Genomic DNA, 21525 nt, shown 5'->3' on the forward strand with positions numbered 1-21525 from the left:
AGGGTAGCGGGTTGGGCACCCTGCACAGAGTGCCCTGCTCCTTTCTGGGTTGCGCCTGACTTGCGCCTTGCCTACTTGAGCACCTTGAAGCTCTTGACAAACGCGGCGTTCACGGGCGCCAGCTGGCCTTCCTGGCCCTGACGGCTGGTGGCGGTCACCAGGTAAGCCCGGTTGCCCTTCACGGCGTAGGTGGCGATGAAGTACAGCTTGTACTGGCCCTGACGCCCGGTGTAGACCAGCTGGTTGCCCTTCAAACCGCCCAGGGTCATCGCCTGCGTCTTGACAATCTTGCCGTCGGTAATCAGCTGCCCAATCTGCTTGACGCTCAGGGCGTGGTACTGCGCCTGCGTCATGCCGGCCGGGAGGGGCTGCACGATCACGTTGATGTTGGAAGCAAAGCCGCCCTCGGGCTTGGCGGCAAAGACCACCGCCGTGCCGGGGTAAGACCCCTGCTGCCAGCCCGACGGCACCGTGGCCGAAAAGGCGCCGGACGGGTCCTTGTAGGTGGCGGCGTGGGCGGTGCTGGAGAGCAGCAGCAGGGCCAGCAGTCGGCGTGCAGGGGTCATGCCTGCAGCCTAGGGGACGGGGCGGGGCAGGGATACCGGGGCAGCGGCCCTGATCCTTAACCTGCCGTAAATCTCAGGGTGCCTTCGGGGGCGCCCTCGCCGGGCACCAGCGCCGGCACCAGCGTGCTGGTGCTCAGACCGGCGGCAAAGCGCACGTCCTCGCCCAGGCCCAGGCGGCTCAGGTGCTGGCCGTGGCCGCTGCTGCTCAGGGCCTCCAGGGGGTTACCGCCGTTGCGCCGCACGGTCAGGGCGATGCGGGCGCCGTCGTCCACGGTGAATTCACCCATGGCCAGCAGGTATTCAGCCAGCACGCCGGCGGCATACACGTCTTCCAGGCCCACGTGGCCGTCGGTGCCCGCGCACACGATGGCAATTTCCTCGGTGGCCGCAGCGCGTGCGCGCCGGGCAGCGGCGTGGGCGTTGGTCAGGGCGGCCAGAAAGATGTGCTTGCCCGTCTGGGCGGCGGTATGCGCCGCGCCGGTGCCGTTGGTGGTGTTCATGACGACCGTTTTGCCGGTGAAGTTCTGGCCGGCCGCTTCTGCCGGACTGTTGCCGAAATCGAAGCCCGGGATGGGCAGGCCCCCGCGCTCGCCGCCCAGCACGTAGGGCCCGCCCTCCTCGCCGCCGCGCAGGGCCAGGGCCACCTCCGGGGTGGCGGTCAGCAGCAGGGCGTCGGCGCCGCGTTCCAGGTAGGTCACGGCGGTGGTGGTGGCGCGCAGCACGTCCACCACCACCACCACGTCGGGGTAGGTGCCGTGCGGCAGCAGGTCAACGCGCAGGCGCATGGCTTACTTCAGCGCCTCGCGCAGGCGGTCAAGCCCCGCCGCCGCGCCGTCCCGGCCGTAGACCGCGCTGCCCGCCACCAGATTGCTGGCCCCGGCGTGCACAGCGGCGCGGGCGTTGGCCGCTCCCACGCCGCCGTCCACCTGCAGCTCGGCCGGGCTGCCCAGTTCATCCAGCCAGCGGCGCACGGTGCGAATGCGCTCCAGGCTCTGCGGAATGAACTTCTGGCCGCCAAAACCTGGGTTCACGCTCATGATCAGCACAAGGTCCACCTCTGCCAGCACGGGGCGCAGGGTCTCCAGCGGCGTGCCGGGGTTCAGGGTCACGCCCGCCTTCTTGCCCAGTTCCTTGATCTGCTGCACCGCGCGGTGAATGTGCGCGGTGGCCTCTACATGCACGGTCAGGCCGTCGGCGCCCGCTGCGGCGAAATCTTTCAGGTAGCGTTCGGGGCGCTCAATCATCAGGTGCACGTCCATGAACAGGGGGCTCGCGGCGCGCGCAGCAGCCAGGATGGGCAGCCCAAAGGAGATGTTGGGCACAAATTGCCCGTCCATCACGTCCACATGCGCCCAATCGGCACTTTGGATGGCGCGCAGTTCCTCGCCCAGGCGGGCAAAGTCACAGGCGAGGATGCTCGGCGCGAGCTTGACGCGGCGGGCAGCAGGGTCGGGCGTGGTCACCCCAGAATTCTAACAGTTCTTACGTTGTGCAGAGGCAGATTTTCTGGGCCAATTTTCCCCAGAGCGAAACCAGCGGGCCAGCCAGCTCCATGGTCCAAACGCCCGTTAGGCGGCGCGTGGCATCATGAAGCGCGAACGGAGGCACCCACCCATGACCCACCCCCCTGCCGATCTGGCCGCCTGGAAAGCCCTGGCCAGCAAGGACCTCAAAGGCGCCGACCCCGCGCGCCTGAACCGCGAAACCCCGGAAGGCATCACCCTGAAGCCGCTGTACACCGCTGCCGACCTGGAGGGCGTGGCGGCCGACACGCTGCCGGGCCTGCCGCCCTTTACCCGGGGGCCGCGCGCCACCATGTACGCCGCGCGTCCCTGGACCATCCGGCAGTATGCGGGCTTTTCCACTGCGGAGCAGTCCAACGCCTTTTACCGGCGCAACCTCGCGGCCGGGCAAAAGGGCCTGTCGGTGGCGTTTGACCTCGCCACCCACCGGGGCTACGACAGCGACCACCCGCGCGTGGTGGGCGACGTGGGCAAGGCGGGCGTGGCCATTGATTCCGTCGAGGACATGAAGATCCTTTTCGACGGTATTCCGCTGAGTGAGATGTCCGTGTCCATGACCATGAACGGCGCGGTGCTGCCCATTCTGGCCGGGTACATCGTGGCGGGGCTGGAGCAGGGCGCGCGCCTGGACGAACTCTCGGGCACCATTCAGAACGACATCCTGAAAGAGTTCATGGTGCGCAACACCTACATCTATCCGCCGGCGCCCTCCATGCGGATCATTGCGGACATCATCGAATACACGGCCAAGGAGATGCCGCGCTTCAACTCCATTTCCATTTCCGGGTACCACATTCAGGAAGCCGGGGCGAACGCCGCGCTGGAACTGGCCTACACCCTGGCCGACGGCCTGGAATACGTGCGCGCCGCGCTGGGCAAGGGCCTGAACATTGATGATTTTGCCGGGCGCCTGAGTTTTTTCTTCGGGATTGGCATGAACTTCTACACCGAGGTGGCCAAGCTGCGCGCCGCCCGGCTGCTGTGGAGCGAACTGATGGCGCAGTTCGAGCCGAAAAAGCCCATGAGCCGCGCCCTGCGCACCCACTGCCAGACCAGCGGGTGGTCCCTGACCGAGCAGGACCCCTACAACAACGTCATCCGCACGACCATCGAGGCGATGGCGGCCGTGTTCGGCGGCACCCAGAGCCTGCACACCAATTCCTTTGACGAGGCGATTGGCCTGCCCACCGACTTTTCTGCCCGGATTGCGCGCAACACCCAGCTGGTGCTGCAGGAAGAAACGGGCATTCCCCATGTGGTGGACCCCTGGGGCGGCTCCTACCTGATGGAGCGCCTGACGCACGATCTGGCCGAGAAGGCGCGCGAACTGATGCGTGAGGTCGAGAGCCTGGGCGGCATGGCAAAGGCCATCGAGAGCGGGATTCCCAAGCTGCGCATTGAAGAAAGCGCGGCGCGCAAGCAGGCCCGCATTGACCGGGGCGAGGACGTCATTGTCGGCGTGAACAAGTACCGCCCCGGCACCGAGACGCCAGTGGACGTGCTGGATATTGACAACGCGGCGGTGCGCACGTCGCAGCTGGCCCGGCTGGCGCAGGTCAAGGCCACCCGCGACCCGCAGGCGGTGCAGGCTGCCCTGGACGCCCTGGAACACGCCGCGCGCAGCGGCGAGGGCAACCTGCTGGCCCTGAGCGTGAGGGCCATGGGGGCCCGCTGCACGGTGGGCGAGGTGAGTGACGCCCTGGAACGGGTGTGGGGCCGCCACTCGGCCGAGATTCGCACCCTGAGCGGGGTGTACGCGGCGGGGTACGAGGGCGACGAGGGCTTTGCCAGCCTGCAGGGCGAGATTGAGGCCTTTGCCGAGGCCGAGGGCCGCCGCCCCCGCATCCTGGTGGTCAAGATGGGCCAGGACGGCCACGACCGGGGGGCCAAGGTGATTGCCACCGGCTTTGCCGATCTGGGCTTTGACGTGGACGTGGGCCCGCTGTTCCAGACCCCCGAGGAAGCCGCGCGCCAGGCCATCGAGAACGACGTGCATGTGGTGGGGGTCAGCTCTCAGGCGGCTGGGCACAAGACGCTGGTGCCGCAGCTGATCCAGGCGCTGCGCGCAGAGGGCGCGGGCGACATCCGGGTGGTGGTGGGCGGCGTGATTCCGCAGCAGGACTATCCGGCGCTGCGCGAGGCCGGTGCGGCGGGCATCTTTGGCCCCGGCACCCCAATCCTGCACAGCGCGCGTGAAGTGCTGCGGCTGCTGCGCGACCGGGCGTGAGCGGGGGCCCCACACCCCGGCAGCCATGGCGGATGGCGGGCTGGGTGGGCCTGGGGCTGGGCCTGAGTGGCCTGCTGATCGGCGGCCTGCTGGCCCTGCCCGGGCTGGGGCTGGGCTTCCTGCTGGTGCTGTCGGGGGGCGGCCCGGAGGCCCTGAACGACGCGCCGGACGCAGGCCCGGCCCTGCTGCTGGCGGCTTTCGCATTCTGGCTGACAGTGGCCGGGGTGGCCTGCCTGATCCTCTCCCGCTGGCTTGACCCGCTGGTGAAACCGGCGCCGGACGGGCCCTGAGGCACATGACCGGGCCCCCGTTCCATCCCCTGACCTCTTCCCTGCTGTCGGGCCAGCGGCGGGCGCTGGCCCGGGCGATCACGCTGACCGAATCCACCCGCGCCGAGCATGAAGAGAGCGCCCAGACCCTGCTCTCGGAGGTGCTGCCGCACGCGGGCCGCTCCATTCGCCTGGGCCTGACCGGCGTGCCCGGCGTGGGCAAAAGCACGTTTATCGAGGCGCTGGGCCTGCGCCTGGCGGAGGCCGGGCACCGGGTGGCCGTGCTGGCGGTGGACCCCAGCAGCGCGCGCACGGGCGGCTCCATCATGGGCGACAAGACGCGCATGCCCCGGCTGACGGTGCACCCCCAGGCCTTTATTCGCCCCAGTCCGTCAGGCGGCACCCTGGGCGGCGTGGCGCGGCGCACCCGCGAGGCCATCACGCTGTGCGAGGCCGCTGGCTACGACGTGGTGCTGGTGGAAACGGTCGGCGTGGGCCAGAGCGAAACCCAGGTGGCCGCCATGACCGACCTGTTCGTGCTGCTGACCCTGCCGAATGCCGGGGACGAGCTGCAGGGCATCAAACGCGGCATCATGGAACTGGCCGACCTGTGCGTGGTGAACAAGGCCGACTCTAATCCCCAGGCGGCGGTGCGCGCCCAGACAGAACTGCGCACCGCCCTGACCCTGCTGACGCCGCATGACGCGCCGTGGCGCCCGATGGCCCTGCGCGCCTCGGCGCTGACTGGGGAGGGACTGGCCGAGGTGTGGGCGGCGGTGGAGCGCTACCGGGACACGGTGGACCTGGCGGCCAAGCGCCGCGCCCAGACCGCCGTGTGGTTTGACGAGTTGCTGCGGGACGCCGCGTGGCGCGCGTTTCAGGCGGGACTGAACCCGGCGCGGCTACACCAGCTGCGCGCCGGGGTGGAAGCCGGGCGCCTGACCGCTGTTCAGGGCGTGGCGGCGCTGCTGGGTTCGTCTGCCAGCTGAGCGCTGGGCTTGCCGGGCGACACCCACGCGTTGCCCGTGATCAGAAAGCGCCACGGCAACCCGGCCCCCTGGCGCAGGCCCACGCGGGCGGTGGTGGTGGCCTGCTCGTCTGGCACTGGCTCTCCAGGCACCAGATAGAACCCCGGGCCATCTATCGGCTCGCCGCGCAGTTCCGGGCCCAGCTGCAGGGCCTGCACCAGCTTGGCGGGGCCGTTGGTCAGGTCCAGGCGGCGCTTCACCGGGCGGCGCTCGCGCATGTGCTCCTCGCCCAGCAGCGGCTCGGCGGCGCGCACCAGAATGGACGCTGGCACCCCCTGGGGACGGCAGATCACGTTCAGCAGTGGCTGGTCGTACGCCAGATGAAAGTACACCCGCCCCGGGGGCCCGGCCATCTGGGCCGCCGCGCCGGGCAGGCGGGCGATCACATGGCAGCTGGGATCACGCGGGCAGTCGTAGGCCTCGGTCTCCACGATGCGGGCGGCCAGCGTCACGCCGTCTGGCAGCACGCGCACCAGCACCGCCCCCAGTAGCGCGCGGGCCACCGCTGGCGGATCACCCGCAAAAAAACTGGGGGGCAGGGCCTGCTCATGTGGGTAGGCAGGCGCAAGCAGCATGCCTGAGCTTACGCAACCGGGCGGCCCAGGCCTTCCAAGCCACCTTGACCCTCCATCAACGATCAACCATCCACCAGCGCCATGCTGGGCAGGGCCGGCGACACCCACGGGTTGCCGCGAACCGTAAAGCGCCACGGCAGGGTGCGCCCTTCCCTGATGCCCACGCGGGCCGTCACGCGCACGGCGGCGTCGTTCAGGGGCCCCTCTGGGGGCAGCAGGTGCAGCCCGGGGCTGTCCACCCGCGTGCCCGCAATCTGGGCGGGGTTCAGGCCCAGGGCGTACACCAGCTTGGCCGGGCCGTTCGTGAGGTCGCGCTCGCGGGTGACGGGGCGAAAGCCCAGCATCTGCGCCCGCCCCTCCAGTGGTTCCAGGGCCCGGATCAGCACACTGGCCGGCACCCCCCGGGGCCGGCAGGCGACCTGCAGCAGCGGGTGGCCGTGCGCCGCCCAGAACAGCCAGTGGCCGGGGGCAATGGCCATCTCGGCGCTGCGGGCGGCATGAAAGCGGCCGGCAGTGCAGGCGGGGTCGCGCGGGCAGTCGTAGGCCTCGGTTTCGACAATGCGGCCGCTCAGGCGCTCGCCGCTGTTCAGCACCCGCACCAGCGTGGCCCCCAGCAGGCCCCGGGCCACCGGCACCGGGTCGCCGGCAAAGTGGCGCGGGGGCAGGCTCACCGGACCGGGCGGCGGGTACGGGCCACCGCCCACAGCGACATGGCGCCCAGAAACAGAAGCAGGCCGAGGTCCAGGCCCGTCAGCGGTTCCTGGCGCGCCAGCTTGAGAATGGGCCGTGCCACAGCAGGCCACGCCAGCGCCGCCAGCAGCGGCCAGGGCACGGCGGGTGGGGCCGCCCGGCCCCGCGCCCGCCACAGCCCGGCGCCCGCCCAGACGATAAAGGCGAAGGGCACCAGGGCCAGCCCCAGCCGCAGCGCCCGGTGGTCGGGGAGGACCAGCAGCCCCAAGGCGGAAAAGCCGGCGGAGGCGGTGACAAGCGCCACCATCAGCCACCCCGCCCCCACACTGGGCGGCGGGCCCCGGTGGACTTCCTGCTCCGGCTCCGACCCGGTCATGACGCGGTGACCGGGCGACACGCCGACACCACGAACAGTCCTAGCAGCGCCACCAGCATGGTCAGTACGGCGCCCTCCATGACGGAGACGCCGGCTTCAAGCGCCCGCACCAGCCACCGGCCCAGCAGCTGAGCGGTCAGGAGCACCATCATGGTCATCAAGAGGCGCTGGCCGTGGTCCTGCGCTGTGGCTTGCCCTGGGCCCCGCACCAGCCGCCGCACCAGCCACCCGGCCTGCCCGGCCGCCAGGGCCCAGAACAGGGCGTGGTGATCGGCGGGGGGCAGCCACAGGTCCAACTGGACCCCGGTGCCCAGCAGGGCCAGCACCGCCAGGGCCCGGGGCAGGAGGAGCGAATCGTCCCGGCCTCGCGGCGCGGGTTCGGTGGCCGTGCGGCGCGTCATGCCCCCGAGTGTAGCGCTCCCCGCAGCAACCCGCCCTCGTAAATACGGCGAATGGTGGCCTCGATGTCGGGTTCTTTCACCGTCAGGTCGCGCACGGGGGCGTGGGCGGTCACGCGGGCGATGGGACCAGCGGCGGGCCCGGTAAAGGCGTAGCGGGCCCGGGGTCCTTCGTGGCCCAGCAGGGTCAGGCCCGGCACCTGGGGGTCGGCGGGGGCGGCTTCAAAATCCACCTGCAGTTCGCGGGCGCTGCCGTAGCGCGCCTGCAACTGGCCCAGGGCGCCGTCGTACAGCAGCTGGCCGTGGTCAATGATCAGCACGCGCCCGGCCAGGCGCTCCACGTCACCCAGGTCGTGCGTGGTCAGCAACACCGTGACGCCCCGCTCGCGGCTCACCTGCGCCACGAAGTCGCGGATGCGTTCCTTGGCCACCACGTCCAGACCCACGGTGGGCTCGTCCAGAAACAGCAGGTCCGGGTCGTGCAGCAGGGCGGCGGCCAGATCGGCGCGCATGCGCTGGCCCAGGCTCAGGGCGCGGGCGGGGGTGTGCAGAAAGGGGCCCAGGTCCAGCAGCTCGGTAAAGGTGTGCAGGTTGGCCTGCCAGCGCGCGGCAGGCACCCGGTACACGTGGCGCAGCAGTTCCAGGCTGTCCCGCACCGGCAGGTCCCACCACAGGGTGGTGCGCTGCCCGAACACCGCCCCCAGGCGCGCCACGTGCTGGCGCCGGGCCTGCCAGGGTACCAGCCCGCCCACGCGCACCTCGCCCCGGTCGGGCACCAGCAGGCCGGTCAGAATCTTGACGGTGGTGCTTTTGCCCGCGCCGTTGGGCCCCAGGTAGCCCACGATCTCGCCCGGGGCCACCTGAAAGGAAATGTCGCGCACGGCTTCATGCACCCGCCGCACCGGGCGCAGGAGCGGGCCGCCCCGGCTGGTGAAGGTCTTGTGCAGGTGTTCAACGTGAATCATGGGTGCTCCTTTGGGGGGTGTGGAAGGGGGGGTGTGGGCTCTGGGACAGGCTGTTCCTCCACCCCGGGGCCTCCAGCCCCCCTACGTTCCGGTGCCCTGATACCGGCGCACGCCCACGCGCCAGAAGGCAAAGGCCAGGGCCAGCACGGTGGGGCCCACCAGGGGCGACAGAAAAGCGGCGGCCGGGGGCAGGCCATCGGGCAGGGGGCGGCCCAGCAGGTGCAGCACCGGAAAGTAGGACAGAAAAGCCGCCGGAATCAGGTAGGTGAAGGTCTTGCGCAGCGCCTCGCCATAGATGCCCATGGGGTAACTGATCAGGGTGCGCCCGCCGTAGGTGAGCACGTTCATGGCCTCCACGCTGTCCACCGTCCAGAAGGTGAGGGTGCCGCCCACCACGAACAGGCCGCCGAAAAAGCAGATCAGGCCCAGCACGCAGCCCAGCAGCAGACCGGCGTCTGCGGCCGTCCAGGCGTGGGCGGTATGCGCCAGTCCGTAGGCCAGGATGGCCCCGGCCAGCCCAATGCGCGCCACCCGGCGCAGCGCAAAGTCTGAGCCGAACACCTGCACCACCAGCGGCACCGGGCGCAGCAGGAAGGTGGAGAAGGTACCCGCGCGCACATGCGCCGAGAGGTTGGGGGCGTCGAAGCCGCCGAACAGCAGGTCCATCAGCACAAACGACAGTTCGGCCAGGCCGTACAGCAGGCAGATCTCGCCCAGCGTCCAGCCGCCCAGGCCGCCAAAGCGGGGCAGCACCAGCGCCAGCGCCGCGAACTCGGCCGCCGTGATCAGCAGGGTGCCCAGGGCGTCCAGCACCAGGGCCCCCCGGTAGGCCCCTTGCGAGCGCACCTGCGCGCCCAGCAGCCGCAGGTACAGGCGGCCCAGGTGCCCCGCCGAGGCCACCCACCTACCCACCGGCCACCTCCAGGCGCCGCAGACCCCGGTGCAGGGTAAAGGCCGTGACCAGGCCCAGGGCCAGCGCCCAGGCCGCCTGCACGCCCAGCGCGCTCCAGGCGGCGGCGCCCGTCCTGACCCCCACCCAGACCTCCACGACCGTGTTCAGCATGGCGGGAAAGGGGGTCCAGGAGAGCCACGCCTGGAACCAGTCCGGGAAGAAAGCCAGCGGCATCAGAAAGCCGCAGCCCAGGCCCAGCAGCGCCCAGGCAAAGCGGCCAAAACCGGCCGCGTCCGGCGACCAGAAGGCCGCGCAGTTGACCAGAAAGCGGAACAGAAAGCCGCAGGCCCAGGCCAGCCCCACGCTCAGGACCGTCTGCACCCAGGCCAGGGCCCCGGCCGGCCACACCACGCCCCACAGGCCTTCAAAGAGCAGCAGCATGGGCAGGCCGCGCAGCACCAGTTGCCCGGCCGCGCGCCCGGCGTCCTGCGCGGCCCAGAAACCCAGCAGGTTCAGGGGCCGCAGCAGATCGGCCGCCACCTCGCCCCGGTGCACGGTGCGCATGAAATCGGTCCAGCCAAAGAGGCTCAGGGCCATGATGAACGCCTGGGTCAGGCCGGTGTAGGTGATCGCGTCCTGCGCGGTGTAGCCCGCCACCTGGGGGCGTGTGCCGAACAGCGCCAGCAGCACCGCCACGCGCAGCACCCCGAAAAACGTGTTGGTGATCAGGCCCCAGAGCGCCGCCTGCGGATAGGCGAACTGCCGCCGGAAGCCCAGCCGGGCCACCGCCCAGGGCAGGGCCAGCGCCGACCACAGGACGGCGCCCCTGGCGCGCGCGGGCGCCGGTGCAATGGTCATGATGTTCCCCCTCCTTCCAGTGTGCCGAACCGGAAGCGCTCAGGGTACCGGGCGCGGGCCCGGGCCGGGTATAGGCCGCTTGGCGGAGGGTGAGGGGTGGGGGGACGGGGTTTCTTCGGCTGGGCAGCTGTTCCGCCTCAGGCTCAGGCCGGAGTCAGCTCCCCAATGCCTACTTACTGCACCCGGGGCCCGCGCTGTGCCCACCATCCCTGTTCTCCCGGGGCCGTCTCAGGGTTTCCTCAACGCGCCCTGCATGCCGGGCCCAGACGCGCGCCCTACGCTGGAACCTGCATCTTTTCCATGCCACAGGAGGCACACACCATGATGGACATTCTCAGTCAACTGGGCGGCCTGGGCGGCGCCGGACAGACCATGGGCCGGCAGCTGGGCACCAGCCCGCAGCAGACCGAAGCGGCCATGGAAGCGGCCCTGCCCCTGCTGCTGGGCGCCCTGACGCGCAACGCGGCGCAGCCCGGCGGCCTGGACACCCTGGGCCGAGCCCTGGAGCGCCACGACGGCTCGGCCCTCAGTGCGTTTGGGCAGGGGCAACTGCCCGACCCCACCGATGGCCAGAAGATTCTGGGGCATGTGTTCGGCGGGCAGCAGAGCCAGGCCGCGCAGGCGGTGGGCCGCCGCGCGGGCATTGATCCGCAGCTGGCCATGCAACTGCTGACCATGCTGGCGCCGCTGGTGCTGGGCTACCTGAGCCGCCAGCGCCAGGGACAGGGAGGCGCGCCGGGCTTCCCCACACCGGGCAGCGGCGGGCAGATGCCTGGGCAGGGCGGCGATCTGGGCAGCATTCTGGGTGGTTTGCTGGGCGGCGCCGGGGGCGGCCTGGGGGGCCTGCTGGGCGGGCTGTTGAATGGGGGCGGCCACCCCCAGACCACGCCGCGTCAGCAGCCCGACCCCTACAGCCAGGGCGGGGGCGTGCTGGGCGGCGGCCCGGTGATTCCTGGCTACCCCAGCCAGGGCGTGCCCCACAACCAGAGCCCGGCCCAGCGCGGCGGGGGCGACCTGTTCGGCACCCTGAACCGCGCCCTGGACCGCGACGGCGACGGCGGCGCCCTGGACGACCTGATTGGCATGTTCGGCGGCGGGCGGCGCTAGGACCACCCACGCTATTAACCCGCACACGCGCAACAGAAAGGCCCCGGACACTTGAGGTCCGGGGCCCTGTGCTTCATGGGCTTCAGGCGGGTTGCAGGGTCCCGGCGGCCAGGCGCCCGGCCAGGGCGCGGGCGCGTTCGCCGGCATCGGCCAGAATCTCGTCGCTGCGGCCAGGGTCAAAGTTCAGGCCCTCGGCAAAGACTGTTTCCACGTCAGTCACGCCCAGAAAGCCTAAGAAGGCGCGCAGGTGACTGGCCGAGTGCTCCATGGCACTGGCCTCGGGGGCGCTCCAGAAGCCGCCGCGCGTCTCCACGATCACGGCCTGCTTGCCGGTGGCCAGGCCTATGGGGCCCTGCGGACCGTAGCGGAAGGTCTTGCCAGCCACTGCCACCGCGTCCATGTAGGCCTTGACCATGGGGGGGTAGCCAAAGTTCCACATGGGCGCGGCAAACACCAGCAGATCGGCGGCCAGGAACTGGTCCACCAGTTCGCCCAGGCGGGCCACCTTCTGGGCCTCATGGGGCAGCAGGTCTTCCTGACGGGCCAGCTTGCCCCAGCCGGTCATCACGTCGGCGTCAATGAGGGGAATCTCGGCCTGATACAGGTCCAGCGACGTGACCTGCGCACCAGGATGGGCGGCCACGTAGGCGTCCACAAACTGCTGACCCAGCTGGCGCGAGGTGGATTCAGAAAGACTCTTGGGGTTGCCCTGAATGAACAGTACGTTGGTCATGATGTGCCCTCCGGAACAGAAACAACGCCTGCTTGACGCCTCTGTCTGAAGCACACCATAAATCCTTCTGGTTTACTTTGTCAAGTTGATTGCAGGGCCTACGACTTTATCTTTTAACGTGTCAAGTGGGCAGCAGCCTTCCCCGGCTCAGCCCAGGGGCTCGCGGGAGCGCGGGGCATAGCCCGGGGGCGTGTCGTCGTCGCCGGCGAAAAGACTGGTGGTGAGATACCGGGCGCCCGTGTCGCAGGCGATGGTCGCCACGCGCTTACCAGGGCCCAGGCGCCGGGCCACCGCCAGCGCAGCCCAGACCATGGCGCCGCTGCTCATGCCCACAAACACCCCTTCCTCGCGCGCCAGGCGCCGGGCCAGCGGGTAGGCATCTTCCTCCCAGACCTCCATGACCTCGTCAATCACCGCGCGGTCCAGGTTGGCCGGGATAAAGCCGGGGCCCATGCCCTGAAAGCCGTGGCTGCCCATCTGGCCGCCGCTGAGCACGTTGCTGCGCGCCGGTTCGCAGGCGATCACCTGCGCGGCCGGATTCTGCCGTTTCAGAAAGCGCCCCACCCCGCTGATGGTCCCGCCCGTGCCGCTGCCGTACACAAAAGCGTCGATGCGTCCGTCCATCTGTGCCCACAGCTCGGGGCCGGTGGTGCGCTCGTGGGTGGCGGGATTGGCAGGGTTGGCGAACTGGTTCATCATGACTGCGCCGCGTTCCTGCACAATCTTCTCGGCCTCTTCAATGGCGGCCAGCATGCGCCGGGCGGGGTCGGTCAGCACCAGTTCGGCGCCGTAGGCCACCAGGGTGCGCTTGCGCTCCTCGCTCATGCTGGCGGGCATGCACAGAATCAGCCGGTAGCCCTTGGCCGCCGCCACCTGCGCCAGCCCAATGCCGGTATTGCCGCTGGTGGGCTCCACGATGGTGCCGCCGGGCTGCAGCAGGCCCCGGCGCTCGGCGTCTTCCACCAGCCCCAGGGCAGTGCGGTCCTTGATGCTGCCGCCCGGGTTCTGGCCCTCCAGTTTCACAAACACCTCAGCCATCCCGGGCTCGGTGACGCGCTGCAGGTGCAGCAGCGGGGTCTGACCAATCAGCGCCTGAATCATGGGCCCAGGATAGGCCGGAAGCCGCGACAGTAAACGGGCCGCCCCCCACACAGCGGAGAGGGGCGGCCCGGGGACAGGGGCGGGTTAGAGAGGCCGGTCCGTGCGGTTCGGGTCTGTCTGGCCCGGCGTGGCCGGCGTCTGGGTGGCCGGCGTCTGTGTAGCCGGCGTCTGGGTGGGCTGGCCCGGGGTCGCCTGAGTCTGGGCGGGCTGAGCCTGGGCACTCTGGCCGGGGGCAAAGGGCTCGGGCTGGCTCTCCAGCGCCGCCTCACCGTGGGCCTCGGGGCGGCTGGCCAGGGGATCCAGGTGCGGCTCGTCCTTGCTGACGCTGCTCACCAGAATGTCCAGCACGTCGCCGTCCCGCGCGGCCTGCACGGCCTTGTGGGTCACGATCTCGCCAATGTTCAGAATGATCGAGTCGTCGGGAGCCAGAATCACGCGGGTGACGGGGCGGCCCAGGGCGTCGCGCACACGCTGCTCCATGGCCTCCTGCTGGCGCTGCTCCAAGGCACCCTCGGCCTGATCGCGCTTGTCGCCCAGCCACGCCTTGGCGCGGTCAATGAGGCTGCCGGCACTCTCGGTCACGCCGGCCAGGCCGCCCCCGGCCGGGGCCGCTGCGGCCGTGGCCGCGCCGGTGGTGGCGGCAATCAGTGCGCTTTCCACACCCACGTGGCGGGCGCGCTCGGCAATGGCCGGAGTCACAATCTGACCGGTGGCCGCCACGATGCTGCCGCCGGGGGCCCGCACGTCGGTCTTCACGCGGCGCCCAATGGCCGCTTCCACCGAGTTGGGGTCGGCCTGCTGGCGCTCGCGCAGGGTCTGCACGCCTTCTTGCAGGGCGCCGCCGGTGGCCGCCGCCGTCAGGGCGGCCAGGCGCCCGGTCTGCTCGGCGCGCTCGGCCTGGTGGGTGGTGATGGTGGCGCCTGCAGGCACAATGATCTCGCCGGTGTCGGTGGTGATCTCGCTGCGTGCGGTCTTGCCCACCACATACGCTTTCTGGCGCTCGGCGGTGGCGTTCTTCACGTCCTCGTAGGTGTCCTGTACGCGCTCGCGGGCGCTGCCATAGGCGTCGGCCAGCACGCCCCCGGTGGCGGCGGTGGCCAGGGCCGTCAGCTTGCCTGCGCCGTCGGCGGCCTCCGCGTGGGCCTCGGTGATGGTCTCACCCTTGGCCACCAGCAGGTGACCATCCGCGTCGGTGATGTCGCCGCCCGCAGTCTTGCCCACCACGTATTCCTTCTGGCGCTCCTTGGTGGCCTCGGCAATGTTCTCGTAGGCCCCCTTGATGCTCTGCCCGGCCGAGACCAGCGCGCCCTTGATGCCGCCTTCCTCCTGCTCCTGCATGGCCTGGGCCACCGCTGGCGGCACCAGCGCCGTGTCCACACCAATCTGCACCTGCTCGGGGGCCGGCACAAAGGTGCGCCCGCTGGTCAGGTCGGCAAACAGCCCGCCAGTGGACTCGTAGCCCTCCACGCGGCCCGTGTGGTCGTCGAAGAACACGTCGGCAATCTTGCCCAGGTTCTGGCCGTCGGTGGTCAGCAGGGTCAGGCCCACGAGGCTCACCTTGCTGTCCAGCGCGTCTTTCAGGCGGCCGTCCTCGCGGGTGGTGGTCACGTCCTCGGGGGTGCCGATCATGATGGCGTCCTCACCGATGCTGCGAATGCGCTCGAAGGGCACCACCTTGGCGGCGCTGAACCAGCCGCCCTCGTCCACCAGCAGCCCCAGCACCTGATTGGCCTGATGGTCGAAAATCACGTCATGCACACGGTCAAGCCGCTCGCCGCTACCCACAGCGACAATCGGGCGACCCAGAAGATCTTTGCCTTTAATCATGCAGCACGCTCCAGAGGAAACTTGAGAGGCGAGAAGAACAGTGGGGGCGCTTCAGGCGCCCGGGAATGGCTGGCCAGGGTGCGGGCGCAGCACCCGCGCCCGGTCCGCCCGGCGCCTCAGATAAAGCCGAGGTCCAGCAGCCCCTGGGGCTTGAGGTAGAAGAAGTACAGCAGCAGGAACAGCACGAGCAGGATGAGCACAATGAGCAGCACGCGCCCACCGCCGCCACCAGAATTGCCTTTCAGTCGGGTCATAGGGCCTCCGTCAGGCAGTGTAAGAACAGGCGCCCACCCGGCGTCATGGGCCGGGCGTTACCGCCGCTTGACCCATTCTTGGGCTGCCCTTTATGACCTGCAGCGGCCCGGGGGCCCGGGGGCGCTGTGGCCGTCCTTTGCCGGGGCCCCCGGCACGCCTGCCCACCGCCGCACACCACGCTCCGGCGGAACAGGCGCTGTCCCCCACCCCTGCCCCCCGGAAGCCAACGTTTGTGCAACCCCGGGGGCCAGGACCCGCCCAGGGCGTACGCTCAGGGCCATGAGTGCTGCTCTGGCGTTTCTGCGCGCGGCTCCGCCCCCACCCGGCCCCGGTGAACGGCAGCTGGGCACCTGCCCCCTGACTGTGCTGGTGGGGGTGACTGGCGTGGGCAAAAGTACCGCCCTGGCGGCCCTGCAGGGCCTGAACCGTGGCATGCAGGTATTGCCCGACCGCCGCGAGGTCACCGACGCCGTGATGATTGCGCCGCTGGCCGGCGGGCCAGTGCGCGACCGCGAGGAGCGCTTCGCCCTGACCGCCCGTTACCGCCGCGAGCACCCCGGCGGCATGGCCCAGGCGCTGGGGGCCCTGGTGGCCGACACCGCGCACTGGACCGGCCCGCTGGTGTTCGACGGCCTGCGTGGGCTGGACGAGGTGCGGTACGCGGCCCAGACCTTTGCGGCGTGGCGCTTTGTGGCGCTGGGGGCCCCGGACGCGGTGCGGGTGCGCCGGTTGCTGGGCCGCGCCGACGCGTTTGATGGGGTGGCCCCGGGGCGCACCGGCCCAGACCTGCGCGCCGAACTGGCCGCGCTGCCCGGCGCACCCGAGGTGTTTACGGAAGCCGAATTGGACGCCCTGGCTGCGCTGGTGACCCAGGGCCACGCCCCGGCCGAGGTGCGCGCCAAGACCAGCATTGTGCTCAGCGAACGCCGCCACTACGACCCGGCCGCCGCCGAGGCCTTTTTGCGCACCCTGCCCCCCACCCGGGCGCTGGTGCTGGACACGGACCGGCTGTCGCCAGCCGAGGTGGCGGCGGCCACTCGGCGCTGGGCCGGGCCCGGTGAAACGCTGTGAGTGCGCCCACGGTTGCCCAGGTCACGGCCCTTCCCTACCGCCTGCCGCTGACCTCGGCGCTGGCCTGGGGCGCGCACTCGGCGCTGCACGCCGCCGAGCATGTGCTGGTGCAGGTCACCCTGTCCGACGGCACGGTGGGCGTGGCCGAGGCGACCCCCAGGCCCAGCATCTACGGCGAGACCCCGGCGAGCGTGGTGGCGATTCTGGCCCACCTGGAAAGCGCGCTGCTGGGCCTGCCGATCACCGATGAAGCGGCCCTGAACCGGGTGCGCGGCAGCGTGGCCAACAACCATACGGCGCGCGGGGCGCTGGACATGGCCCTGCACGACGCCCGCGCCCGCGCCCAGGGGCAGAGCCTGTTCGACACCCTGCTGGGCCCGAACACCCGGGTGCGCGTGAGTTTCATCCTGGGTATCGCCCCGCCCGCCGAGATGCTGGCCGAGGCGCGGCGGGTGGCCGCGGCCGGGGTGCGCTGCCTGAAGGTGAAGGTGGGCCGCGACCATGCCCGCGACCTGGCGGTGATCTTGGCCCTGCGCGACGAGTTTGGCCCGGAGGTGCAGCTGTACGCCGACAGCAACGAGACCCTGACCCCCGGCACGGCCCCGGCCGCCCTGGACGCCATGCGGGAAGCGGGGCTGCTGTATGTGGAAGAGCCCCTGCCCGCCCGTGACCTGCGCGCCCGCGCAGCGCTGCACGCCCAGGGCCGCCTGCCCATCGTGGCCGACGATTCCTGCTTTACCCCCGCCGACCTGGAACGCGAACTGGACTTTGACACCTTTGACGTGCTGAACGTGAAAACGGCGCGCAACGGCTTGACCGATGGCCGGGCCATGTTGCGCCGGGCGGCGGCGGCGGGCAAACGCGGCATGGTGGGCTCGCAGGCCAGCACCGGCCTGGGCACCCTGCACGCGGCGCTGCTGTCCACGCAAAGCGAGGTAACCGAGCCCTGCGAACTGAGCTTTGTGCTGAAGCTGCAAGACGACCTGCTGAACCAGCCCATCACGTTTCAAGACGGCTGGCTGGATGTGGCCGCCCTGCGTGCCCACGCCCTGGACCCGGAGAAGGTGGCCCGCTACCGGCTGTGAGCACAGAGGTGTGGGAACCAGCGAGGTTCAAGCCGTCTTGCGACAGCGGCCCATTTTTCCTGTGCGGCCAGCGGCAGCCCCGCATTGCCGCTCCACCCGAGCGCCCGAGCAGGTGCCAGCACGCTGACGAGCGCGTCAAGTCCATCTCCCAACACCTTTCACCCATGAACCTCCTTCCCCTCAGCTGTCTAGACGCTGACGCTTTCCCAGCCAAAGGTCATATGCCTGTCAGAAACGGCGGACAATAATGAGGCATGGATCAAGAGATGTTAAACGCCCTGTTGCTGCCGCTGATGTTCAGCATGGTCGGTGGCACCTTTGTTTTTCTGTACCGGCCAGAGCAGCGCGCCCAGGGCCTGCTGATCCTGACCCTGTTTCAACTGGTGGGCGCCGCCGGCTACGCCATGAAGCCCACGCTGGAACTGTTCGCGCTGCTGTGCGTGCATGCGCTGACCGTGCTGGTGCTGCTCACCCGTCATCTGCAGGCGCCGCTGCCCGTGGCCCAGCCCGAACAGAAGTAAAGCCGCCGGAACACAGCCCCGGCTTCCACCCCTGATACGGACGGCCGTCCATTTTCGGAACATCCGGGAAGAAGGCGGATGTTCCTCCAATGCCTGGACAGCCGTCTCTTTTCCTGCTCTGCTGCGCCTCTGCGCGTCCCTCCGGTCGGAACAATTCCGGAACACATGACGGCAGTGTTCGGAACTCGGATGCCCCCACGGGCAGAGCCTCGCAGGGCGACTGCCTGCGAAGGGCAGATGCTCCCGTCTCTCCCACCGCATCACCCAGCCCAGTGGCGCCCCTTCACCCCCGGAAGGGCGTTGGTCAGTCTTGCCGCGGCCCGGCGTCCTGCGCGGCCACTGCCGCCGAATCAGGGGGCCGGAGCAGGCGCCGCACCACCCTTTCCATGCTGCGCAGCACCGGCGGGCTGCGCAGGCACGTCACCAGGGCCCGCTCGGCGCCGTGTTCGCTGGCGCCCAGGGCCCCCTGCAGGGCGTCGCGCACCGGCGGGTGCCACTGCCCGCCCGGGGTGAGCAGCAGATCGTTCAGCAGGTCCGCCACCGGCAGGCAGGCCCCGGGCTGCTCGCCCCACCACGTCTGCAGTTGCGGGGCCCCCACGCGGTCCAGCGTGACCCCGGCGCGCAGCGGCGCCCGGGAGTGGCGCGCCACCTGTTCCAGCGTGGGCAGCAGCGCACCCACCAGATTCAGCGCGAGGCTGCGGCCCAGCAGGGTCAGGCGGGGCGGATCGGCGGCCGTGACCTGCAGGGTCTGGGTCAGGCGCCGGGCCAGCCGGTCGCCCTCGGCCAGCAGCGCGGCTCGCACCTCATCCGAAAACGTCACAGCCGCCATGCTGCCACGAACCGGGTCCCCGCCGCGCCAGTCATGCCCAAGCAGCGCGGGCCCCGGCCAAAGGGCGGTCGTGTAAGCTCAGGATTGTATGAACGTCATTGGCAAAGTCACGGTGCTGCCTCAGCTGCCGTCCAGCATCGCCCGCCTGTCGGAACTGGCATACAACCTCTACTGGTCGTGGACCCCACATGCACAGGCGCTGTACCAGGATCTGGACCCAGAATTGTGGGAGCGCTTCCAACGCAATCCCGTGCGCACCCTGCTGGAAGTGCCCCAGGCCCGCCTGCAGGCGCTGGCCGCCGACCCCGCCTACCTCGCGCGCTACGCCTCGGTGATGGCCGAGTTCGACGCCTACATGGGCAAGAAGGACACCTGGGCCAGCAAGAACGCGCCGGGAATGAAGCCAGTGGCGTACTTCAGCATGGAATACGCCTTTCACGAGTCGCTGCCCATCTATTCGGGCGGCCTGGGCGTGCTGGCCGGCGACCACTGCAAGAGTGCGTCCGACCTGGGGATTTCCTTTACGGCCGTGGGCATGCTGTTTCACCAGGGGTATTTCCGGCAGCTGTTCGACAAGGACGGGTGGCAGACCGAGGCCTACGACGAGCTGGACCTGACCACCCTGCCCATCACCCCGGCCCAGACCCCGGCGGGCCAGGACGCCCGGGTGAAGGTGCGCATGGCCGACCGGGACGTGCATGTGCGCGTGTGGAACCTGAACGTGGGCCGCATTCGCGTGCTGCTGCTGGACAGCAACGTGCCCGAGAACAGTGAGGACGACCGCAAGCTCACGGCCCGCCTGTACGGCGGCAACCAGGAACTGCGCGTGCAGCAGTACGTGCTGCTGGGCGTGGCAGGCATTCGCGCCCTGCGCCTGCTGGGCATTCCCGGCGACGTGTACCACATGAACGAGGGCCACGCCGCCCTGCTGAGCCTGGAGCGCATCCGCGAGGCGGTGGCCCAGGGGCTGGACTTCCGCACCGCCGTGGAAACGGTGGCGGCCAGCACGCTGTTTACCACCCACACGCCGGTGCCGGCGGGCAACGACGCCTTTGCCTATGACCTGATGGACCGCTACCTGGGCAAGTGGCCGGGCCTGCTGAACACGGGGCGCGACGACCTGTACGCCCTGGCCCGCCACGACCAGATGTGGGACGGCCATCTGGTGCCCACCTTTTCCATGACGGTCTTTGCGCTGAACCTCAGCCGCGCCGCCAACGGCGTGTCCGAACTGCACGGCGAAGTCAGCCGCGACATGTGGAAATTCCTGTACGAGGGCGCCGAGGCCGGGGAAGTGCCTATCGGGCACGTGACAAACGGCGCGCACAACCTCACCTTTACCAGCCAGGCCATGCGCGACCTGCTGTCCACCGTGCTGCCGGCGGACTGGACCGAGCGGCTGGAAGAAGAAGCGATGTGGCAGGCCGTCGAGCGCCTGAGCGACGAGCAGCTGCGCGGCGTGCAGCGCGAGATGAAGCGCGAGATGATCTCGTTCGTGCGCGCCCGGGTGCGCGAGCAGAATCTGCGCAACGGGGCCTCGGCCGCCGACGTGGCCGCTGCCGGCAGCCTGCTGGACGAGAACACCCTGACCATCGGCTTTGCGCGGCGCTTTGCCACCTACAAACGCGCCACGCTGCTGTTCCGCGACAAGGCGCGTCTGAGCCGGATTGTGAACCACCCCGAGCGCCCGGTGCAGTTTGTGTTTGCGGGCAAGGCGCACCCGGCCGACAACCCGGGCAAGGCGTTTATTCAGGAAATTTACCGGGTCAGCCAGGAACCCGAGTTCCGGGGCAAGATCGTGATTCTGGAAAATTACGACATGAACGTGGCCCGCCACCTCGTGCAGGGCGTGGACATCTGGCTGAACAACCCCCGCCGCCCCCTGGAGGCTTCGGGCACCAGCGGCATGAAGGCCAGCTTCAATGGCAGCCCCAACCTGTCTATTCTGGACGGCTGGTGGCGCGAAGGCTATGACGGCACCAACGGCTGGCCCATTGGCGAGGAGCGCGAATACGCCGACCTGAACGTACAGGACGACGCCGACGCCTATTCCATGTACCACACGCTGGAGCAGGACATCGTGCCGCGCTACTACGGGGCCCCCACCGACGCCGATTCCTGGGCCGACACGGTGCGCCGCGCCATTCAGACGGTCAGCCCGCGCTTTTCCATGCAGCGCCAGGTGATTGACTACACCCAGAAGTACTACCTGCCCATTGCGCACAGGGGCGCCGCCCTGGCCGAGCACAGCAGCGCCCGCGCCCGCGAAATTGCAAGCTGGAAGGGCTGGGTGCGCCAGCAGTGGCCCTACACCACCCTCATGGCCCAGGCGCAGCTGCCCGCCACCACCCACCCCGGCCAGACGGTGCCGGTGCGCGCGCAGGTGAACCCGGCCGGCATCAACCTGAGCGAGCTGCGCGTGGAGGCAGTGCTCAAGCGCGGCGAGCACCTGACCCGCATGCCGCTGCGCAGCCACGGCGACGGCACCTTCAGCGCCGACGTGCCCCTGCAGAACAGCGGCCTGTACTCGGTGGGCGTGCGGATGCTGCCGGTGATTGAGGGCCTGAGCAACGACCTGGAAGCCGGCCTGATCAAGTGGGCGTAACGGCGTAAAGCGAAGGGCCCCCGG

General features: G+C 70.0%; 23 protein-coding genes. 8 read left to right on the top strand and 15 right to left on the bottom strand.

Annotated elements, in window-relative coordinates:
* Positions 1-71 precede the first annotated feature (71 nt).
* The 3 genes from C8263_RS04855 to rpe are packed head-to-tail and all read right to left on the bottom strand — an operon-like array spanning position 72 to position 2029.
* Complete coding sequence (locus C8263_RS04855) at positions 72-566, bottom strand: PsbP-related protein (RefSeq protein WP_107136976.1); 495 nt, start codon at positions 564-566, stop codon at positions 72-74.
* A gap of 56 nt (positions 567-622) precedes the next feature.
* Entirely contained in the window at positions 623-1351 is a 729-nt protein-coding gene (locus C8263_RS04860) for a 2-phosphosulfolactate phosphatase (RefSeq protein ID WP_107136977.1), read from the bottom strand.
* A 3-nt stretch (positions 1352-1354) separates the two neighbouring features.
* Positions 1355-2029: a ribulose-phosphate 3-epimerase gene (rpe, locus tag C8263_RS04865; protein WP_107136978.1), complete on the bottom strand. Its 675-nt coding sequence runs from the start codon at positions 2027-2029 to the stop codon at positions 1355-1357.
* Positions 2030-2180: 151 nt separating this feature from the next.
* Here rpe and scpA point away from each other — a divergent pair, with 151 nt between their 5' ends.
* Genes scpA through meaB form a run of 3 tightly spaced genes read left to right on the top strand, consistent with a single transcriptional unit; the run spans position 2181 to position 5574 of the window.
* Positions 2181-4316, top strand: coding sequence for a methylmalonyl-CoA mutase (gene scpA / locus C8263_RS04870; protein WP_107136979.1), 2136 nt, complete (start codon positions 2181-2183; stop codon positions 4314-4316).
* Positions 4317-4348: 32 nt separating this feature from the next.
* The gene (locus C8263_RS04875; RefSeq protein WP_107136980.1) at positions 4349-4606 is read left to right on the top strand and encodes a hypothetical protein; all 258 of its coding nucleotides are present in this window, start codon (positions 4349-4351) and stop codon (positions 4604-4606) included.
* A 5-nt stretch (positions 4607-4611) separates the two neighbouring features.
* Positions 4612-5574 carry a methylmalonyl Co-A mutase-associated GTPase MeaB gene (gene meaB, locus C8263_RS04880; protein WP_107136981.1) on the top strand — a complete coding sequence of 321 codons (963 nt, stop codon included), beginning with the start codon at positions 4612-4614 and terminating at the stop codon, positions 5572-5574.
* On the opposite strand, the gene C8263_RS04885 is transcribed toward meaB, so the two are convergent.
* From C8263_RS04885 to C8263_RS04915, 7 genes are all read right to left on the bottom strand, one after another.
* Positions 5535-6188, bottom strand: coding sequence for a DNA-3-methyladenine glycosylase (locus C8263_RS04885; RefSeq protein ID WP_107136982.1), 654 nt, complete (start codon positions 6186-6188; stop codon positions 5535-5537). The genes meaB and C8263_RS04885 overlap by 40 nt on opposite strands.
* A 62-nt stretch (positions 6189-6250) precedes the next feature.
* The gene (locus C8263_RS04890; RefSeq protein ID WP_199188307.1) at positions 6251-6859 is read right to left on the bottom strand and encodes a DNA-3-methyladenine glycosylase; all 609 of its coding nucleotides are present in this window, start codon (positions 6857-6859) and stop codon (positions 6251-6253) included.
* Entirely contained in the window at positions 6856-7254 is a 399-nt protein-coding gene (locus C8263_RS04895; protein ID WP_146160595.1) for a hypothetical protein, read from the bottom strand. The genes C8263_RS04890 and C8263_RS04895 overlap by 4 nt, the downstream gene beginning before the upstream one ends.
* Complete coding sequence (locus C8263_RS04900) at positions 7251-7655, bottom strand: hypothetical protein (RefSeq protein WP_107136984.1); 405 nt, start codon at positions 7653-7655, stop codon at positions 7251-7253. Before C8263_RS04900 ends, C8263_RS04895 begins: the two co-directional genes overlap by 4 nt.
* On the bottom strand, positions 7652-8617 hold the full coding sequence (locus tag C8263_RS04905; protein ID WP_107136985.1) for an ABC transporter ATP-binding protein: 966 nt from the start codon (positions 8615-8617) through the stop codon (positions 7652-7654). The genes C8263_RS04900 and C8263_RS04905 overlap by 4 nt, the downstream gene beginning before the upstream one ends.
* 81 nt (positions 8618-8698) lie before the next feature.
* The gene (locus C8263_RS04910) at positions 8699-9529 is read right to left on the bottom strand and encodes an ABC transporter permease (protein ID WP_233218648.1); all 831 of its coding nucleotides are present in this window, start codon (positions 9527-9529) and stop codon (positions 8699-8701) included.
* Entirely contained in the window at positions 9522-10367 is an 846-nt protein-coding gene (locus C8263_RS04915) for an ABC transporter permease (RefSeq protein WP_107136986.1), read from the bottom strand. The genes C8263_RS04910 and C8263_RS04915 overlap by 8 nt, the downstream gene beginning before the upstream one ends.
* A 321-nt stretch (positions 10368-10688) precedes the next feature.
* On the opposite strand from C8263_RS04915, the gene C8263_RS04920 reads away from it, so the two are divergent.
* Complete coding sequence (locus C8263_RS04920) at positions 10689-11474, top strand: DUF937 domain-containing protein (protein ID WP_107136987.1); 786 nt, start codon at positions 10689-10691, stop codon at positions 11472-11474.
* An 82-nt stretch (positions 11475-11556) separates the two neighbouring features.
* Here the strand turns inward: C8263_RS04920 and C8263_RS04925 are convergent, their stop codons facing one another.
* The 4 genes from C8263_RS04925 to C8263_RS19450 form a co-directional block, all read right to left on the bottom strand.
* Positions 11557-12207, bottom strand: a complete 651-nt coding sequence (locus tag C8263_RS04925; protein ID WP_107136988.1) for an FMN-dependent NADH-azoreductase — start codon at positions 12205-12207, stop codon at positions 11557-11559.
* A gap of 147 nt (positions 12208-12354) precedes the next feature.
* Positions 12355-13308, bottom strand: coding sequence for a cysteine synthase A (cysK, locus tag C8263_RS04930; RefSeq protein WP_107136989.1), 954 nt, complete (start codon positions 13306-13308; stop codon positions 12355-12357).
* An 84-nt stretch (positions 13309-13392) separates the two neighbouring features.
* Positions 13393-15135 carry a PRC-barrel domain-containing protein gene (locus C8263_RS04935; RefSeq protein ID WP_107136990.1) on the bottom strand — a complete coding sequence of 581 codons (1743 nt, stop codon included), beginning with the start codon at positions 15133-15135 and terminating at the stop codon, positions 13393-13395.
* 116 nt (positions 15136-15251) lie between these two features.
* The gene (locus tag C8263_RS19450; protein WP_199188308.1) at positions 15252-15389 is read right to left on the bottom strand and encodes a hypothetical protein; all 138 of its coding nucleotides are present in this window, start codon (positions 15387-15389) and stop codon (positions 15252-15254) included.
* 280 nt (positions 15390-15669) lie between these two features.
* On the opposite strand from C8263_RS19450, the gene C8263_RS04940 reads away from it, so the two are divergent.
* From C8263_RS04940 to C8263_RS04950, 3 genes are all read left to right on the top strand, one after another.
* The gene (locus C8263_RS04940; protein ID WP_107136991.1) at positions 15670-16461 is read left to right on the top strand and encodes a DEAD/DEAH box helicase family protein; all 792 of its coding nucleotides are present in this window, start codon (positions 15670-15672) and stop codon (positions 16459-16461) included.
* Positions 16458-17546 carry an enolase C-terminal domain-like protein gene (locus tag C8263_RS04945; protein ID WP_107136992.1) on the top strand — a complete coding sequence of 363 codons (1089 nt, stop codon included), beginning with the start codon at positions 16458-16460 and terminating at the stop codon, positions 17544-17546. The genes C8263_RS04940 and C8263_RS04945 overlap by 4 nt, the downstream gene beginning before the upstream one ends.
* 254 nt (positions 17547-17800) lie before the next feature.
* Positions 17801-18067 carry a hypothetical protein gene (locus C8263_RS04950; protein WP_107136993.1) on the top strand — a complete coding sequence of 89 codons (267 nt, stop codon included), beginning with the start codon at positions 17801-17803 and terminating at the stop codon, positions 18065-18067.
* A 304-nt stretch (positions 18068-18371) separates the two neighbouring features.
* On the opposite strand, the gene C8263_RS04955 is transcribed toward C8263_RS04950, so the two are convergent.
* Positions 18372-18887, bottom strand: a complete 516-nt coding sequence (locus C8263_RS04955; protein WP_233218649.1) for a hypothetical protein — start codon at positions 18885-18887, stop codon at positions 18372-18374.
* Positions 18888-18984: 97 nt separating this feature from the next.
* On the opposite strand from C8263_RS04955, the gene glgP reads away from it, so the two are divergent.
* Positions 18985-21501 (top strand): alpha-glucan family phosphorylase, encoded by a 2517-nt coding sequence (gene glgP / locus C8263_RS04960; protein ID WP_107136995.1) that lies wholly within the window; start codon positions 18985-18987, stop codon positions 21499-21501.
* The last annotated feature ends 24 nt before the right edge of the window (positions 21502-21525 follow it).

The organism is Deinococcus arcticus (assembly GCF_003028415.1).
In the GTDB taxonomy this organism is placed as follows: domain Bacteria; phylum Deinococcota; class Deinococci; order Deinococcales; family Deinococcaceae; genus Deinococcus; species Deinococcus arcticus.

What these genes read in the sequence shown, in the direction of transcription:
- C8263_RS04855 (WP_107136976.1), bottom strand. Translation starts at nt 566, where the DNA reads ATGACCCCTGCACGCCGACTGCTGGCCCTGCTGCTGCTCTCCAGCACC.
- C8263_RS04860 (WP_107136977.1), bottom strand. Translation starts at nt 1,351, where the DNA reads ATGCGCCTGCGCGTTGACCTGCTGCCGCACGGCACCTACCCCGACGTG.
- scpA (WP_107136979.1), top strand. Translation starts at nt 2,181, where the DNA reads ATGACCCACCCCCCTGCCGATCTGGCCGCCTGGAAAGCCCTGGCCAGC.
- C8263_RS04875 (WP_107136980.1), top strand. Translation starts at nt 4,349, where the DNA reads ATGGCGGGCTGGGTGGGCCTGGGGCTGGGCCTGAGTGGCCTGCTGATC.
- meaB (WP_107136981.1), top strand. Translation starts at nt 4,612, where the DNA reads ATGACCGGGCCCCCGTTCCATCCCCTGACCTCTTCCCTGCTGTCGGGC.
- C8263_RS04885 (WP_107136982.1), bottom strand. Translation starts at nt 6,188, where the DNA reads ATGCTGCTTGCGCCTGCCTACCCACATGAGCAGGCCCTGCCCCCCAGT.
- C8263_RS04895 (WP_146160595.1), bottom strand. Translation starts at nt 7,254, where the DNA reads ATGACCGGGTCGGAGCCGGAGCAGGAAGTCCACCGGGGCCCGCCGCCC.
- C8263_RS04900 (WP_107136984.1), bottom strand. Translation starts at nt 7,655, where the DNA reads ATGACGCGCCGCACGGCCACCGAACCCGCGCCGCGAGGCCGGGACGAT.
- C8263_RS04905 (WP_107136985.1), bottom strand. Translation starts at nt 8,617, where the DNA reads ATGATTCACGTTGAACACCTGCACAAGACCTTCACCAGCCGGGGCGGC.
- C8263_RS04915 (WP_107136986.1), bottom strand. Translation starts at nt 10,367, where the DNA reads ATGACCATTGCACCGGCGCCCGCGCGCGCCAGGGGCGCCGTCCTGTGG.
- C8263_RS04920 (WP_107136987.1), top strand. Translation starts at nt 10,689, where the DNA reads ATGATGGACATTCTCAGTCAACTGGGCGGCCTGGGCGGCGCCGGACAG.
- C8263_RS04925 (WP_107136988.1), bottom strand. Translation starts at nt 12,207, where the DNA reads ATGACCAACGTACTGTTCATTCAGGGCAACCCCAAGAGTCTTTCTGAA.
- cysK (WP_107136989.1), bottom strand. Translation starts at nt 13,308, where the DNA reads ATGATTCAGGCGCTGATTGGTCAGACCCCGCTGCTGCACCTGCAGCGC.
- C8263_RS04935 (WP_107136990.1), bottom strand. Translation starts at nt 15,135, where the DNA reads ATGATTAAAGGCAAAGATCTTCTGGGTCGCCCGATTGTCGCTGTGGGT.
- C8263_RS19450 (WP_199188308.1), bottom strand. Translation starts at nt 15,389, where the DNA reads ATGACCCGACTGAAAGGCAATTCTGGTGGCGGCGGTGGGCGCGTGCTG.
- C8263_RS04940 (WP_107136991.1), top strand. Translation starts at nt 15,670, where the DNA reads ATGAGTGCTGCTCTGGCGTTTCTGCGCGCGGCTCCGCCCCCACCCGGC.
- C8263_RS04950 (WP_107136993.1), top strand. Translation starts at nt 17,801, where the DNA reads ATGGATCAAGAGATGTTAAACGCCCTGTTGCTGCCGCTGATGTTCAGC.
- glgP (WP_107136995.1), top strand. Translation starts at nt 18,985, where the DNA reads ATGAACGTCATTGGCAAAGTCACGGTGCTGCCTCAGCTGCCGTCCAGC.